This window comes from Maribacter huludaoensis (genome assembly GCF_029350945.1).
In the GTDB taxonomy this organism is placed as follows: Bacteria; Bacteroidota; Bacteroidia; order Flavobacteriales; family Flavobacteriaceae; genus Maribacter; species Maribacter huludaoensis.
The window spans coordinates 614995-629722 of sequence record NZ_JARKMS010000001.1 but is presented as its reverse complement, the minus strand read 5'-3'; the positions used below and the strand labels follow the sequence as shown (position 1 = coordinate 629722).

Here is a 14728-nt window from a genome sequence, read left to right as displayed (position 1 = left end):
TTTTTCACTGAAACGCAATTGCAAAATTACAAAAAATATAGAGATTAGCAGTAATTATAGTAAGTTTGCTTGCTAATGAACTTTTCAATGCCGGTAATAAAGACCAAAACCAAGCTAACAGAAGAACTTAATAAATTAAGCCATAAACAAGACCTAGGTCTTGTACCTACTATGGGGGCGCTTCACCAAGGGCACGCATCGCTCATTAAAAAAGCGGTTCAACAAAACCCTAATGTAGTAGTCAGCATTTTTGTCAACCCAACACAGTTTAACAACAAAGAGGATTTAGACAAATACCCAAAAACTCTGGATTCCGATATTGAGTTAATATCCAGTATTTCAGATAAGATTATTGTTTTTGCACCAGATGTAGACGAAATTTATCCTGATACGGTCATTCCAAAAATTTTTGATTTTGAAGGTCTTGACAAGGTTATGGAAGGTGAATTTAGAGATGATCATTTTAACGGTGTAGGTACTATAGTTGAAGAACTGCTAAATATCGTAAAACCAACAAGGGCCTATTTTGGTGAAAAGGATTTTCAACAACTACGCATCATTCAAAAACTTACCGAAATACAGAACATACCCGTAGAAATAATAGGTTGTGAGATTGTTAGGGAAGAACACGGTCTGGCAATGAGCTCAAGAAACGAAAGGTTAAGCAAAAACATTCGACAAAAAGCCGCATTTATTTATACAACCTTAAAAACTGCCAAAGTTAAATTTGGCATGGAAAATGCAATAGCAGTTAAGGAATGGGTTATTAATGAGTTCAAAAAAGTTGATGATTTTGAATTGGAATATTTTGACATTACTGATGTTGAAACTTTGACCCCGGTACAGAATAAAATAAAAAATGTAAAATACAGGGCATTTATTGCCGTTTATGTTGAAGACGTAAGGCTAATAGACAACATAGCCCTAAATTAAATTAAGATATGCAAATAGAAGTAGTTAAATCAAAAATACATCGTGTAAAAGTTACCGGTGCCGATCTTAATTATGTTGGCAGTATTACTATTGATGAAGATTTAATGGATGCCGCAAATTTTATTCGTGGCGAAAAAGTACAAATTGTCAATAACAATAATGGTGAAAGGCTAGAGACCTATATCATTCCCGGCCCACGAAAAAGTGGAGAAATTACATTAAACGGTGCGGCGGCAAGAAAAGTAGCCGTAGGCGATATTCTAATTTTAATTTCTTATACTTGGATGGATATTGAAGATGCCAAGAAATTTAATCCTTCGTTGGTTTTCCCTAATGAAGAAAACAATCTTTTGACCTAAAGTTGACAAATTCACTAAAAAAAAATCTTAAGATCATACTCCCAATTGCATTGGGAGTTTTTTTAGTTTGGTATTCTTACCATTCAACCACTCCTGAAAATAGAAAGCAAATAATTTTTTACATAAAAGAAGCCAATCCGCTCTACGTTTCACTTTCTATTCTTTTAGGTATTTTAGGTCACATTTCTAGAGCGGTAAGATGGAATTATCTACTAGAACCATTGGGGTACAAACCAAAACTCACTAATAATATTTTAATAATACTAACTTCATACTTTGCCAATCTAGGCATACCAAGAACTGGTGAAATACTAAGAGCTACCGCACTTACTACCTATGAAAATGTACCTTTTGAAAAAGGTTTTGGTACCATAGTAACAGAAAGGGTAATTGATGTTATGATGTTGCTCATTGTAGTAACAATTGCATTTTTATTACAAACAGATGTCATTATGGGTATTCTACAAGAACGTGGTTTTAATGCAACCGGACTCATATTTCTTGCATTAGGTGGAATAGCTTTATTCTTTGCTTTTATTTTCTTCATTAAAAAATCTAAAAACGCATTTGCCCAAAAAATAAAGACGTTTGTAAAAGGTCTTCTTGATGGGGTGTTCAGTATTTTTAAAATGAAAAATAAATGGATGTTCATTTTTCATACCCTATTCATTTGGGCATGCTATATTGGTATGCTTTGGATTATAAAATTTACCGTTCCAGAAACCATATCACTTACCCTTAGCCAACTCTTGGTAGCCTTTGTGGCCGGGGCTTTTGCCATGGCAACCACCAACGGTGGCATAGGTCTTTATCCCATTGCCGTAAGTAGCGCTCTTGCCATCTTTGGTATCAGTGCAGTATCGGGTGATGCCTTTGGATGGATAATATGGATAGCCCAGACTCTTATGATAGTTGTTTTTGGTGCAATATCTTTTCTTTTATTACCGTTATTGAACAGTAGTAAGTAGTTCATTTCAACTAACAATTGCCTTTTATGCGTTATATATCTTTATTATTCGCACTTTTATTTGGGATAACCTCCTATGCACAAGTGACACAAGAAATTTTTGAATCGTTTAAACTTCAAGAACGAAGAGATGTAAATTACTACTTTCCAGAGAATATGGATGAAACCAAAAAGTATCCTTTGATCATTGTACTTGATGGTGAATATCTTTTTGAGCAAGTAGTGGCAAATTCTAAATTCTACAGTAGATTTCATGGAATGCCAGAAAGTATAGTGGTTGGCATTAACCAAAGTGAAAATGACCTAAGATATGAAGATTGTGCATTTGACCCAGATAACGGTCTGCCATCTGAAAAAGGAAAAAGTTTTTATGAATTTATTGGTATGGAACTTATTCCTTACCTAGACCTTAATTACAGCACAGCACCTTTTAAAATGATTGTGGGTTATGATATCACCGCCAACTTTATGAACTATTGGTTGTTCAAAGACAATTCTATTTTTGATGGTTATGTTAGTATTTCACCTACTCTAGCCCCGGAAATGGAAAGTAGGGTACCCATGCGTTTGGGTGTCATTGAAGACCAAATATTCTATCAGCTAATTGTTGAAGGTGAAGCCAGCAACGACAAGCAGCGAATTTTAGCAATGGACAAAGACCTTAAAGCCGTCAGCAAAGAATCTTTACACTATTTCTTTGATGAGTATTCTAATGCGGATCATATTTCTGTTGCTACCTATGGCATTGGAAAAGCTTTTGACAATATCTTTGGAATGTTCAAGCCTATTAGCCCAAAGGAATACAAAACTCAAATATTAACTAGCGAAGAGCCGGTTTACGACTATTTAGAAAATAAATACCAAGGTATTGTAGATATGTTCGGTTTTAGCAAGCCGGTTGAATTAAACGATATTATGGCGATTTACGCGGCATCTAGAAAGAAAGAAGATTTTGAGTCGTTAAAACCTCTATCTGACCTTTGCAAAAAAGAATACCCAGAAACCATGTTGGGTTTTTATTTTGAAGCTGAGTACTATGAGCAACTTGGCGAACCCAAGAAAGCCCTGAGAACATTTGAAAAGTCTTTTCAAATGGAAGAAATAGATTTTTTAACTAAAGAAATGGCCCTTGAAAAAATGGATGCACTGAAAGCCGATTTCGGTTTTTAAAGATTATTATATTAAATAAACGGCTAGTCCCAAATTAGCCCAACCTACTTAATTATGATTAAAATTGACGCAATGTACTTCGTGTTCTCCGGAGTGCTTTTTACTTACTTTGGCTTAAAAGGAGAATTCAATTTAGCCTATAATGGTATAGCCCTATTTATGGCGTGGGCATCTTTTTTCCTCGCCTTTAGTGCTTTTAAAAAAGAGAAATCTGGTGAAAATTAAACCATAATTTCTTTCTAAAACCATATCATTTCAAACTTCTTGCTACCTTTAGCTTTCATTGATAAAAGCTAAGGATGGCCAAAACTAAAACTGCATTTTTTTGTCAAAACTGTGGTACTCAATATGCTAAATGGGTAGGACAGTGTTCTGCATGCAAACAATGGAATACCGTTGTTGAAGAGGTGGTTCAAAAAGAAGAAAAAACCAGTTGGAAAACCTCGCCACAAACAGCCAAAAAAATTTCAAAACCTCTTTTGGTAAACGAAATTAGCATTGAGAAAGAAGTGCGCCTAAATACCTTTGACCTAGAATTTAACAGAGTTCTTGGTGGTGGTCTTGTTCCTGGGGCATTAGTTTTGCTGGGCGGGGAACCTGGTGTGGGCAAAAGTACATTACTACTTCAAATTGCATTAAAACTGCCGTACAAAACGCTTTACGTTTCTGGTGAAGAAAGCCAAAAACAAATTAAAATGCGTGCCGATAGAATTCACCCTAGTAGCGAAACTTGCTTTATTCTTACGGAAACAAAAACACAGAACATCTTTAAACAAATTGCAGCTACGGAACCGGATATTGTGGTCATTGATTCTATACAAACACTCCACTCTGATTATATTGAATCTGCTGCAGGTAGTATTTCTCAAATTCGGGAATGCACGGCCGAACTTATAAAATTTGCAAAGGAAACCAACACACCCGTAATTCTTATTGGGCATATCACCAAAGACGGCTCTATTGCCGGTCCAAAGATTTTGGAACATATGGTAGACACCGTTCTACAATTTGAAGGTGACCGTAACTATGTGTACCGCATACTTAGATCTTTAAAAAATAGATTTGGATCAACCGCAGAACTTGGTATTTATGAAATGCAAGGTAGCGGTCTTAGGGAAGTCAATAATCCATCTGAAGTATTGATTTCCAAAAATGATGATGCGCTCAGTGGCACAGCTATAGCATCAACGGTAGAAGGTATGCGACCTTTGCTCATAGAAATTCAAGCATTGGTCAGTACAGCTGTCTATGGAACACCTCAACGCTCTACCACAGGTTATAATGCAAAAAGATTAAATATGTTATTGGCGGTTTTGGAAAAACGTGCAGGTTTTAAACTAGGCGCCAAAGATGTCTTCTTGAATATAACCGGAGGCATTTCCGTAGATGACCCTGCTATTGATTTGGCGGTAATTGCCGCAATTTTGTCCAGTAATGAAGATATACCTATTGACAAGGGTATTTGTTTTGCAGCGGAAGTTGGGCTTGCCGGTGAAATTAGACCAGTACAACGTGTAGAGCAGCGAATTCTAGAAGCGGAAAAACTGGGTTACGACACTATCATTATATCCAAAAGCAATAAAATAGGTCTAAAATCGACCAAAATTAAAATTTTGATGGCATCTAAAATAGAGGAGGTAACCGGAAATTTATTCGGTTAACGCTTATCTCTCATTATTCTGGCCAATACCATTATAACCACTATTACAACTAGTATTAGGACTATTTGTCCAAAACCGACCTTTAAAAATACCAGACTTTCCATTTATGGTGCAGGGTTAGGTATTGTATTATGTATAGCTTCTATTTCTTTAAGTACATCGTCAGATAATGCAACGTCTATACTTTCAATATTCTCTTCTAGCTGCCTTAAATTTGTAGCCCCTATTATAGTACTTGTTACAAATGGTCTTGTATTTACAAATGCCAATGCCATTTGTGCCAATGTAAGACCTTGGGACTGTGCCAAATCATAATATTTTTTCGTTGCCTCTACAGCCGTATCGCCTATATACCTATTATATTGAGGAAACAGACTTAAACGAGAACCTTCTGGCATTCTATCGCCTAAATACTTTCCACTTAAAGCACCAAAACCCATTGGCGAATAGGCCAATAAGCCTATTTGCTCTCTCATTGAAATTTCTGCCATACCCACCTCAAACAACCTATTGAGCAGACTATATGGATTCTGAACGGTTATGGTTCTAGGCAATGTTCCGTGCACTTTACTTTCTTCCAAAAACCGCATAGTACCCCAAGGAGTTTCGTTAGATATACCTACGTGCTTAATTTTACCTTCGCGAATTAAATCGCGCATGGTTTCTAAAACCTGATGGATATTATCCTCCCAATGGTCAGATATGTCATGCTTATACCCTCTTTTACCAAAATAATTGGTACTCCTATCCGGCCAATGAAGCTGATATAGATCTATATAGTCTGTTTGCAAACGCTGCAAACTACCTTCTACGGCATCGATAATAGACTCTCTGGTAAATCCGGTAGTACGGATAAACTTCGTCATATCCGCTTTGCCCGCAATTTTAGAAGCCAAAATAATTTCTTCCCTATTACCATTTTTCTTAAACCAATTACCAATGACTTTCTCGGTAGCCGCATATCTATCCTTATGTGCAGGAACAGGATAAAGCTCTGCCGTATCTAAAAAGTTAACCCCTTTATCTATGGCGTAATTTATTTGTTCATGACCTTCTTCTTCTGTGTTTTGATTTCCCCAGGTCATTGTTCCCAAGCATATTTTACTTACTTCAATATCCGTATGTGGTAATTTGGTATAAATCATTTAGCTTAAAATTTGCAATCTTTAAACGCAAAATTACTAAATATAATCAGGGGGATTGTATCCATTTCGTTAACTCTCTACCTCTATTAAAATAGGACAATGATCACTGTGCCTTGCTTCAGATAAAATTACGGACCTAGACAACCTTTCCTTCAATGTGGTAGAGACCATGGCATAATCTAATCGCCAGCCCTTATTATTATTTCTGGCATTGGCCCTATAGCTCCACCACGTATAATTATCTGGTTCAGCATTAAACTCCCTAAAGCTATCAATGAATCCGCTTTTTATAAAATCTCCGATCCATTCTCTTTCTACCGGTAAAAATCCGGAAACATTCTTAAGTCCTACGGGATTATGTATATCAATAGCCTCATGACAAATGTTATAATCACCAAGAACAATTAAATTAGGATTGGTCTTTTTAAGCTCATTGGCATAATCCTGAAAGTCTGCCATATACGTAAGTTTAAAATCTAAACGCTCCATATTTGTGCCGGAAGGCAAATACATGCTCATTATTGAAATATCGCCAAAATCTGCACGAATATTTCTTCCCTCAAAATCCATATAATCAATACCGGTACCAAATACTACATTATCTGGCTTAGACCTAGAAAGTATTGCTACTCCACTATAGCCTTTCTTTTGTGCGCTATACCAATAATTGTACTTATAACCTGCCTCTTCAAATAACGAAAGATCCAACTGATCCTCCTGTGCTTTAATTTCCTGCAAACAAACAACATCTGGCGACACCGTACTTAACCATTCTAAAAAACCTTTTTTCAACGCTGCCCTTATTCCATTTACATTATAGGATATGATTTTCATCTATTCTCGTTTTGGCTTAAAAATAAAAAAGAGTTGACCATTTAAGGTGCATACTTTCTATTAAAATCATAATTTCACAGCTTTAAAACAATATTTGCACTTTAAAACGCATCTTATGAACAAGTTTATTTTTTTGCTTTTTTTGGTATTCGTAACAACTTCTAGTTTTTCACAAGCCTATTACAACGATGAAAATAGCCATGAAGTAAAATTGAACATTGGCCAGTTTTTAGTAACTACAACTGTTGAATTGGGGTATGAGTATTATATTAACGAAGACACCAGTATTGGTGGCACCCTTTATTTTGATGGAAAGTCTACCGATTATAATGGCAATTTTGGGATAGGTCCAAACTTAAGAGCTTATTTTGGCTACGGACCAAAAAGCGGTCTATTTGCCGAAGTATTCGGGCTATACTATACCGGTGAAGATGATGATGAAGATACCGCTAATTTAGGAAGTAGAAATTATGATTACTCTACCGTAGCACTTGGTCTTGGCGGTGGTTATAAATGGGCAACAAGAAGTCAAAAATTTACCATTGAATTAAATGGTGGCCTGGGCAGAAATATTAATCCAGAAGATTTTCAAGATGACTTTATGTTCAGGGCCGGTTTATCTTTAGGCTATCGCTTTTAATAGCTATTTTTTTAGGCTCGACCATTTATGAAAACAATACTTTCTTTAGTACTAACTACATTATTTAGCTTAAGTTTCTTTGCACAAAACAATGTAAAAAACGACAGCGTTACACGATTAAACGAAGTTATTGTCGTAGATACGCTAACAGCTAAAAATGCTATTGGCATTATACCGTCACAAACTATTGGCGCCACTACATTTGCCAATTATAGTCCCGTAGATTTTATTAGCTCCATTAACCAAATATCCGGTCTTTACGCCTTGTCCGGAGCTCTGAATACTAATAGAATAACTATACGAGGTGTAGGCTCAAGAACTTTATTCGGTACGGATAAATTAAGACTTTATTATAATAATATTCCTATTACCAACGGAACCGGATCTTCAACCATTGAAGCATTTGATCTTGAAAACCTTACGTCAATTGAAGTAATTAAAGGTCCAAAAGGTACTGGTTTTGGAACTAATTTGGGTGGAGCTATTATTTTGAACACGAAACAATTAAGTGACCAACCTACCAAGTTTAGCAACAATACTACTATAGGATCTTACGGATTGTTTAAAAACAGTTTAGGATTTACACACGCGCAAAAAGATTTTTACATGACCTTTCAATATGGCCATATGGAAATAGATGGATACCGCGAAAACAACAGATTTGAACGTGACGGATTTCTTTTGAACACCATTTTCAAAATTTCAGAGAAAAGTGAAATTGGGCTACTAGTAAACCATATTGATTATTCTGCACAAATAGCTAGCTCTTTAAGCCAAGAAGATTTTAACAAAGACCCTACACAGGCGGCATTTACATGGGGCTCCGCAAAAGGATATGAAGATAACAACTATAGTCTCATTGGCCTTTCCCACACTTACCGTGCAAGTTCTAAATTAAAAAATACCACTAGCTTATTTTATACCTACTTAGACCATTATGAGCCGGCACCTTTTAACATACTAGATGAATTTACAAATGGGTACGGTATTAGAACATTATTTTCTGGAAATGTACTTATATCAGACAATGTTTTTAAATACACTTTTGGGGCTGAACTTTATAAAGATGAATATTCTTGGGGAACATTTGAAAACCTGTACCGAGATAATAACGGTAACGGAAGTTTACAAGGCGATAGACTATCTCAAAATAAAGAATTTAGAAATCAAATTAATGGTTTTGCTACGGCAACATATTCTTTTACTCCCAAGTTGACTGCACAATTGGGTCTAAATATTAATAAAACGCAATATGATTTCAGAGACCTATTAAACTCGGGCGAAAACAATACAAGTGCCAATAGAGATTTTAAGACCCTTTTTCTTCCAAGCTTAGATATCAACTACACAATTACACCAACAAACCAACTTTTTGCGAATATTAGCCGTGGATTTTCAAACCCTAGTTTAGAAGAAACACTTACTCCTGACGGTCTCATTAATCCAGATATTGCTCAAGAGACAGGAACAAATTATGAGATTGGCATTAAACATCAAAGTAAAGACAATAGACTAAAATTAGAAGTGGCCGCCTACATTATGCCCATTAAAAACCTATTAGTTGCCAAACGTGTTGGAGACAACCAATATATTGGGCGCAATGCAGGCAAAACGAAGCATCAAGGTGTGGATCTAGATTGGAGCTACCGCATCAACTTAACCAATAAAATAACGATTTCACCATTTATAAGCTATACCTACAGCAACCATAAATTTATTGATTTCACAGATGAGGAAGCTGATGAAGACTATTCTGAAAATGTTTTAACAGGAGTTCCAAAAAACAAAGTAAACTCAGGGATTCAAACTAATTTTGGAAATGGGCTGTTTGCAAATATCACCCATCAATTTGTAGATGAAATACCGTTGACAGATTCGAATTCCCTTTATAGCGACTCTTTCAATTTATTAAATATAAAGGCAGGGTATAAAAAACAAATATCAGAAAAACTACGCATTGGATTAGATTTTGGAATCAACAACCTAACCAATAAAAAGTACGCACAGTCCGTATTAATTAACGCTTCTGGGTTTGGAGGTAATGCCCCAAGGTATTTCTACCCTGGGAACAATATCAACTATTATGGCGGTGTAAAGTTGCATTACACCCTTTAATCTATTCCATTTTCTTTAACCATGTCTTCATATCGACTGCATCATGAATGATACTGTTCAATGCCGATATAGCAACACGTTCCTGCTCCATGGAATCTCTATGTCTTATAGTAACCGTTTGATCTTCTAAAGTTTGGTGGTCTACCGTAATACAGAATGGTGTACCATTGGCATCTTGTCTTCTATAACGTCTACCTACAGCATCCTTTTCATCATAAATAACGTTAAAATCCCATTTAAGGTCGTCTATTATCTGATGTGCGATTTCCGGTAAACCATCTTTTTTAAGCAGGGGTAATATTGCCGCTTTTACAGGTGCCAATACTGCCGGTAACTTAAGCACTGTTCTTGTTGTATTGTTTTCCAATTCTTCCTCTTGAAGCGAGTTGGAGAATACTGCCAAAAACATTCTATCTAGACCAATTGAGGTTTCCAGCACATAAGGAACGTAGTTTTTATTTACTTCGTGATCAAAATACTGTAATTTCTTACCGGAATATTTCTCATGACTACCTAAATCAAAATCTGTTCGAGAATGAATTCCTTCCAATTCCTTAAACCCGAACGGAAAACGAAACTCAATATCCGAGGCTGCGTCTGCATAGTGCGCCAATTTCTCATGATCATGAAAACGGTAATTGTCTTGACCCAGACCAAGAGACAAGTGCCATTTCATTCTTTTTTCTTTCCAAACCTCATACCACTCTTTTTGTGTGCCCGGCTGAATAAAGAATTGCATTTCCATTTGTTCAAACTCACGCATTCTAAATATAAATTGTCTTGCTACAATTTCATTTCTAAATGCTTTACCGGTCTGTGCTATACCAAAAGGAAGCTTCATACGACCAGATTTCTGTACGTTCAAGAAGTTTACAAAGATACCTTGTGCAGTTTCTGGCCTAAGATAAAGATCCATTGCACTGTCCGCATTGGCACCCAATTTGGTACCGAACATTAAATTAAACTGTTTAACATCTGTCCAGTTCTTAGAACCTGACATCGGGCATGCGATGTCCAATTCTTCAATTAAGGCTTTTACATCGGCCAAATCTTCATTCTGTAAAGACTTACCCAATCTGTTCAGAATTGTTTTACCCTGCTCTTGGTAGTCAACTACACGCTGGTTTGTTTGTAGAAATTGTTCCTTATCGAAAGCGTCGCCAAAACGTTTTTCCGCTTTTTTGACTTCCTTTTCAATTTTAGCATCAATTTTAGCTACATAATCTTCTACTAGAACATCTGCTCTATATCTTTTTTTTGAGTCCTTATTATCTATTAATGGATCATTAAAAGCATCAATATGCCCAGAAGCTTTCCATGTTAACGGGTGCATAAAAATTGCAGCATCTAACCCAACAATGTTATCATTGAGCTGCACCATCGCTTTCCACCAGTAGTCACGTATATTCTTTTTCAGTTCAACCCCATTTTGACCGTAATCGTAAATAGCGCTTAAACCATCATAAATTTCACTAGATTGAAATACATATCCGTATTCCTTTGCGTGAGAAATTACACGCTTAAAATCATCTTCTTGCTTTGCCATGTGGCAAAAATAGAACAATAGCCCAAAAAAATAATAATTATTTTAATTCAAATTCAGAAGAAGTAATTAAACGCTCATCTTCAAAGACGTTCAAGGTATAAATACCTTCCTTTAAGGAACCTTCAGGTATGGTAATTGCCTCACATAGCTTCTGATCGATACCTGTAAAAACAAATTCCACTCTTTTACTATATATATTGCCATTTACCGTAATAGTATTGGCATTATCTTCTATAACCTGCTTGTTAGGATCTAAGAACTGAAGATAAATTACCTTTTCATTGTTGGCCTCGCTCTCATCTGCCAAAACTGTTACACAACCTCTAAGCTTTTCAATAATGGAAGCCTTATTGGTCTTAGTAGGTTTTGTACCACGAATTAGCCTAAAACCACTACCCTCGGCATTAACCATTTTTAAATAGCTTTTGGTCTTCAACTTTTGATTAAGCTCTAGGATTTTTCTTCTTTGTAGTGCCTCTGCTTCCGCCAAAGAATTACTGTTTGCCCTTAGGTTTTCTATTTGCTTACGAGACTCGTCATACTTATCCGTAAGTAACATGTTATTGTAGCGTAAGAAGTTATTCTTTAAAAGTAAACTATCGTTTTTAGATTCTAACCTACGTAATTCAGTTTTAAACTCCCTTAATTTTTGGACCGTAAAATTCAATCGCCCTACCGAATCCAAAAGTTCCTGTACCTTAAACTTAGAATCTTGTAATTCAATTTCGTTCATTTCACTTTTTGCGGACAAACGATCTACATCGGCTTTCATAATGGTAAGATCCCTGACCAAAATTTCTTTCTCTTGCTCTAAAAATTCAATTTCAGCGTTTGACTGGGCATAACTGTAATAAAAAGCTATTAACAATGCTAAAAGTACCGCAACAAATGCTGCTAGTATTATCTTATAATTGAATTTATTATCTTGACTGTCCATTTAAAAAGCGGGCTGTAGGTTGTTTAATCTGTAAAATTTGATGAAAAACAGAATTTCAAATATACTAAAGGATGTGACCAACATACTGTTACCCTTATCATGTTTTGGATGTAATGCACGATTATATAGAGGAGAGGTACTTCTCTGTACATCTTGCCGACATCAATTACCACTTACCGAGTATACCTTTAACGACGAAAATGCTGTTGACCGTATTTTTTATGGACGAATTAACATAAAAAAAGCAAATTCCTTCTTATTCTTTACCGAAATTGGAATCGTAAAAAACTTGATTCATTTTTTAAAGTATAAAAATCAGGAAGAAATTGGTAGATTTTTAGGTGATTGGCACGGGCAAATCATAAAAAAGCAAGGCCATTTACCCAAAATTGACTTTGTAATACCCGTACCCCTACACCGAAAAAAACTTAAAAAAAGAGGTTACAACCAGGTAGCACTTTTTGCCAAACAAATTGCATTTCACATTAATGCCGAATACTTGGAAAACGTATTGTTAAAGACCGCCAACACCAAAACGCAAACCAAAAAAAATAGACTAAGTAGATGGTACGATAATAGGTCTTTGTATGAAATTAAAAATGAACGAAAGTTGGTCAACAAAAATATATTATTGGTTGATGATGTAATCACCACTGGTGCCACTATAGAAATATGCGCCAATACTTTTAAAGATATTGAAGGTATTCAGATTTATATTTCTAGCATGGCCGTTGTACCATAGAATTGGGTTTAAAAATATGTTGTTTCTTTGTAGTCGATAAATACACCAATGGGCAGAAAAATTTTAGGTTTTATATTTATTTTTGTCATTGTACTGGTTTCTTACCAATGTGCACAAAGAGGTACACCAACAGGTGGACCTAAAGATATTACCCCTCCAGAATTAACTAGAGCCGAACCGCCTAACCTTACCACTAATTTTACAGGGCAAAAAATAAGATTGTATTTCAATGAACTAGTGAAGTTGAACGACATTCAAAAACAGCTTATCATTTCTCCACCATTAAAAAATTCTCCCGTGCTTTCGCCTATAGGCAATGCCAACAAGTATGTAGAGATCATTATAAAAGATACGTTAGAACCTAATACAACCTACACTTTTAACTTTGGCCAAGGTATTGTAGACAATAACGAGCAAAATCCTAAATCTTTTTTCACCTATGTTTTCTCCACAGGTGATTATATAGACTCTTTAGAACTTACCGGAGTCGTAAAAGATGCTTTCAATAAAAAAGCAGATGATTTTATTAGCGTAATGCTTTATAAAATAGACAGCAGTTATAACGACTCTACAGTTTATAAAAAACCACCTAATTACATTACAAATACTTTAGATAGTGCGGTAATATTTAAACTTAAGAATTTAAAGGAAGGCAAATACGCTTTGTTTGGTGTTAAAGATGCGTCAAGTAACAATTTATTTGATCAAAAAACAGATAAAATTGGTTTTGTAGAAGATACTATTAGCTTACCTACAGACTCTATTTATCTACTAAATCTTTTTAAGGAAGTTCAAGATTATGGTGTTGCCGTACCTAGTATGGAAGCTAGCAATAAAATAAGTTTTGGGTACTATGGTAAAGGAGACGACATTAAAATTGAAACAATTACCGAAATACCGGATACTGTTAGAACTATAATATCGAAAGAAAGAGAAAAAGACACCTTAAATTTTTGGTTTACACCATATGAGATGGATTCATTGCTTTTTACAATTACCAATGAAAATCTAAAAATTAAAGACACTTTTAAGGTTAAAAACAGAAAAGTAGCTTTCGATTCACTTAAGATATCTATGAGCCAAAGTGGTAATATAGAAATGGACAAACCCATCAACCTTTTAAGCAATACGCCGTTAATAAACTATGATAGTACCAAAATAAAATTAATGGATAAAGATTCTATTGAAATAGCCTTTAGGGTAAATTTAGATACTCTTGATAATTCATTAAATTTTGATTTTAAAATTGATGCGGACCAAAGCTATAGAATGGAATTAATACCAGGTGCGGTAACAGATTTTTTTGAAACTACCAACGATTCTGTAGCCTATTCCTTTAGAACTAAAAGTCTTGCAGATTATGGTAATCTTACCTTGAACGTAAATGGTAACACTATCGTTTACCCTATTATAGTGCAGCTAACCAATGAAAAAGGAGATTTACAACGCGAAATTTACTCAACGCAACCACAACCGTACGTTTTTGACAACCTTAATCCTGGAAAGTACCAAGCCCGTGTCATTTTTGACATGAACGGAAATGGCGAATGGGATACCGGTAGTTTTTTAGAAAAAAGACAACCGGAAAAAATAAGTTACTACCCAAATTTAATTGAGTTACGGGCAAATTGGGAAAAAATTGAAACTTTCAACTTGATAGAATAATTATTATAAAACGA

14 protein-coding genes are annotated in these 14728 nt (G+C 35.3%); 10 read left to right on the top strand and 4 right to left on the bottom strand.

What is annotated here, in order from left to right; genetic code table 11:
* The first annotated feature begins 75 nt into the window (after positions 1-75).
* The 6 genes from panC to radA all read left to right on the top strand — a co-directional run bounded on the left by panC (position 76) and on the right by radA (position 5090).
* Positions 76-933, top strand: coding sequence for a pantoate--beta-alanine ligase (gene panC, locus PXC01_RS02745; protein WP_276470846.1), 858 nt, complete (start codon positions 76-78; stop codon positions 931-933).
* A gap of 8 nt (positions 934-941) precedes the next feature.
* The gene (panD, locus tag PXC01_RS02740; RefSeq protein ID WP_276470845.1) at positions 942-1292 is read left to right on the top strand and encodes an aspartate 1-decarboxylase; all 351 of its coding nucleotides are present in this window, start codon (positions 942-944) and stop codon (positions 1290-1292) included.
* Positions 1293-1294: 2 nt separating this feature from the next.
* Positions 1295-2260 (top strand): lysylphosphatidylglycerol synthase transmembrane domain-containing protein, encoded by a 966-nt coding sequence (locus PXC01_RS02735; protein WP_276470844.1) that lies wholly within the window; start codon positions 1295-1297, stop codon positions 2258-2260.
* Positions 2261-2286: 26 nt separating this feature from the next.
* Positions 2287-3429 (top strand): alpha/beta hydrolase, encoded by a 1143-nt coding sequence (locus PXC01_RS02730; protein WP_276470843.1) that lies wholly within the window; start codon positions 2287-2289, stop codon positions 3427-3429.
* A gap of 54 nt (positions 3430-3483) precedes the next feature.
* Complete coding sequence (locus tag PXC01_RS02725; RefSeq protein WP_276470842.1) at positions 3484-3654, top strand: hypothetical protein; 171 nt, start codon at positions 3484-3486, stop codon at positions 3652-3654.
* Between the two features lie 74 nt (positions 3655-3728).
* The gene (gene radA / locus PXC01_RS02720; protein ID WP_276470841.1) at positions 3729-5090 is read left to right on the top strand and encodes a DNA repair protein RadA; all 1362 of its coding nucleotides are present in this window, start codon (positions 3729-3731) and stop codon (positions 5088-5090) included.
* 104 nt (positions 5091-5194) lie between these two features.
* Here radA and PXC01_RS02715 read toward each other — a convergent pair whose 3' ends face one another.
* Both PXC01_RS02715 and PXC01_RS02710 read right to left on the bottom strand, forming a co-directional pair.
* Positions 5195-6235, bottom strand: a complete 1041-nt coding sequence (locus PXC01_RS02715; RefSeq protein WP_276470840.1) for an aldo/keto reductase — start codon at positions 6233-6235, stop codon at positions 5195-5197.
* Positions 6236-6304: 69 nt separating this feature from the next.
* Positions 6305-7069, bottom strand: coding sequence for an exodeoxyribonuclease III (locus PXC01_RS02710; protein WP_276470839.1), 765 nt, complete (start codon positions 7067-7069; stop codon positions 6305-6307).
* Positions 7070-7184: 115 nt separating this feature from the next.
* Here PXC01_RS02710 and PXC01_RS02705 point away from each other — a divergent pair, with 115 nt between their 5' ends.
* Positions 7185-7709: a DUF3575 domain-containing protein gene (locus PXC01_RS02705; protein ID WP_276470838.1), complete on the top strand. Its 525-nt coding sequence runs from the start codon at positions 7185-7187 to the stop codon at positions 7707-7709.
* Positions 7710-7736: 27 nt separating this feature from the next.
* Complete coding sequence (locus tag PXC01_RS02700; RefSeq protein WP_276470837.1) at positions 7737-9824, top strand: TonB-dependent receptor family protein; 2088 nt, start codon at positions 7737-7739, stop codon at positions 9822-9824.
* Between the two features lies 1 nt (position 9825).
* On the opposite strand, the gene PXC01_RS02695 is transcribed toward PXC01_RS02700, so the two are convergent.
* Both PXC01_RS02695 and PXC01_RS02690 read right to left on the bottom strand, forming a co-directional pair.
* Positions 9826-11370 carry a glycine--tRNA ligase gene (locus PXC01_RS02695; RefSeq protein ID WP_276470836.1) on the bottom strand — a complete coding sequence of 515 codons (1545 nt, stop codon included), beginning with the start codon at positions 11368-11370 and terminating at the stop codon, positions 9826-9828.
* Positions 11371-11407: 37 nt separating this feature from the next.
* Positions 11408-12307 (bottom strand): coiled-coil domain-containing protein, encoded by a 900-nt coding sequence (locus PXC01_RS02690; RefSeq protein ID WP_276470835.1) that lies wholly within the window; start codon positions 12305-12307, stop codon positions 11408-11410.
* 40 nt (positions 12308-12347) lie between these two features.
* Between PXC01_RS02690 and PXC01_RS02685 the strand changes: the two genes are divergently transcribed.
* Complete coding sequence (locus tag PXC01_RS02685; RefSeq protein WP_276470834.1) at positions 12348-13049, top strand: ComF family protein; 702 nt, start codon at positions 12348-12350, stop codon at positions 13047-13049.
* Positions 13050-13097: 48 nt separating this feature from the next.
* Entirely contained in the window at positions 13098-14714 is a 1617-nt protein-coding gene (locus PXC01_RS02680) for an Ig-like domain-containing domain (RefSeq protein WP_276470833.1), read from the top strand.
* The last annotated feature ends 14 nt before the right edge of the window (positions 14715-14728 follow it).